Annotated in this window: 2 protein-coding genes; both read right to left on the bottom strand. The window is 48.1% G+C overall.

Going from position 1 to position 1,629, the window contains the following annotated elements:
* Positions 1 to 247: 247 nt before the first annotated feature.
* Entirely contained in the window at positions 248 to 829 is a 582-nt protein-coding gene (locus HZS81_RS17895; protein ID WP_179931880.1) for a hypothetical protein, read from the bottom strand.
* A 102-nt stretch (positions 830 to 931) separates the two neighbouring features.
* Positions 932 to 1,537 carry a hypothetical protein gene (locus HZS81_RS17890; RefSeq protein WP_179931879.1) on the bottom strand — a complete coding sequence of 202 codons (606 nt, stop codon included), beginning with the start codon at positions 1,535 to 1,537 and terminating at the stop codon, positions 932 to 934.
* Positions 1,538 to 1,629 lie beyond the last annotated feature (92 nt).

Genomic DNA, 1,629 nt, shown 5'->3' with positions numbered 1-1,629 from the left:
CCAAGAGACCGATATACGGTGGGTAGCGACCCTGTCCGTCGAAAATGGCCGTCTAGGGGATCAAAAAATTCACAATAGCGGGGATAGGGAAAGTCTCGGCTTCAAGTTCACGGATTCAGGAAATAATTTAACAAAAGCAAATATGGTAGACACTCTCACTCCCTAAGATGCATAACGCTGCCAACACGCGCAGCTTTGAAGTGGAGGCGAAGCCGCAACGGAAAAGCTTTCGCCGTGATTGGCTTGGTTATACCGAATGTTCGATTTTATCGTGAATGGACTCCAACGCTTTGATTGCGTGAGCCGCACATTCAAACGCATCACTAATTTCGTCACCTTTGTCATCAAGTATAGGCAACCGCAACTCAATCCGACTCGAGTCATTGACATCCATTTCCACTTCGAATGCACGAAAGATCAGCGCCCCCATCGCACTTTGTGGTACGTGAAATGATACATTACCAAGGTAGGGGTTGAGGCCAGACCTGCTTTCTCTATCCAGCCGTCCGTGCTTGAGTCGATTTGCAAGGTCAGCACATACAGTAAGCCCAGCATGGCTATTTACTGCATCCTCTACCATTTTTTTAGTAACCCCGAGAGCGCTGGCACGTGCTTTCAGATAATCCTTTGTGTTCCAGATCCAGATCAAAAGATTAAAAACGCTGTCCTGGATGGCTTCGTGTGACTTTACCCCTCGGATGATGTAGCTATGAGTTTCTCCATTCGGTAAGGTGTAGTCCCACGCTGCCCCCTCTCCGTGGTGTTCCTTTGTAGCCGAGACCAGCCGCCCGAGGCGCTCGAACAGTTCTTGAATCTGGGCCTCAGTCATTTTCTATGATCTTCAATGCTGCCACCTTCTGGGTCGGTATAACGCAAAGCTAAGCGGCGGCCCGTCAGGCCGGGAACGTACTTGAGCGACTGGTTAAACTTTTTATGGCGCATACTCAGCTGGTGGTAGGTCACCCGCGACTAGCATAGGAAAGAATGTGTATTCCGCCCTAAATCTCCGTTTTCCTCTCACTTTAGATGGAAGTGATAGAAACCAATTTAGTAGACCTCTTCCTGAATCGTACTCCATCACAATAGTGAAAGACTCGGTTTTCAATCCAATTGGGCCACCTCCTCCTTCTGGGTACTGATTGAGATCGTGATCATTGAACTTAAAGAGGTAACGGCTTTGGCCTGGCGCCATCTGGGGAATAACCAAATCAAACTGCTCCCCAAAACTTTCTCTTGGCGAATTACGTCTGAGATCGCCACTCAAGCTGAGCTTAATGTTTTCTGCTCTGGAGCCACCAATGTTTACAAGGGTGAACTCAACACAAATGTCTTGGAACCTTGTTTTTTGTTTGAGTGTTTCTTCGCCAGATTCCCCCTTTGGGGTTTCATACTCAAACTCTGGCCCAAACCTGTTTCTCACCTGGTGATAGATTTCGAGAACAGGAGTTTTGTGAGAGCTAACTACCTGAACCCCAATTCTCATTGCACCAGTAATTGCAGAGCTTGAGACCCTGAATTCATAGAATAACTGCAGCACTTTGGATCATACGGTAGAGGCAGGAGGGCCAGCAGCGGTACCCTCTCCGCCTTACCGACCAAAGTGAAGCAGAGTATGGGATACCGACAACT

Source organism: Vreelandella salicampi (assembly GCF_013415105.1).
Classification (GTDB): domain Bacteria; phylum Pseudomonadota; class Gammaproteobacteria; order Pseudomonadales; family Halomonadaceae; genus Vreelandella; species Vreelandella salicampi.
The sequence above is the reverse complement of the archived record's forward strand: the minus strand, read 5'-3'. Positions and strand labels throughout refer to the sequence as shown.

What these genes read in the sequence shown, in the direction of transcription:
- HZS81_RS17895 (WP_179931880.1), bottom strand. Translation starts at nt 829, where the DNA reads ATGACTGAGGCCCAGATTCAAGAACTGTTCGAGCGCCTCGGGCGGCTG.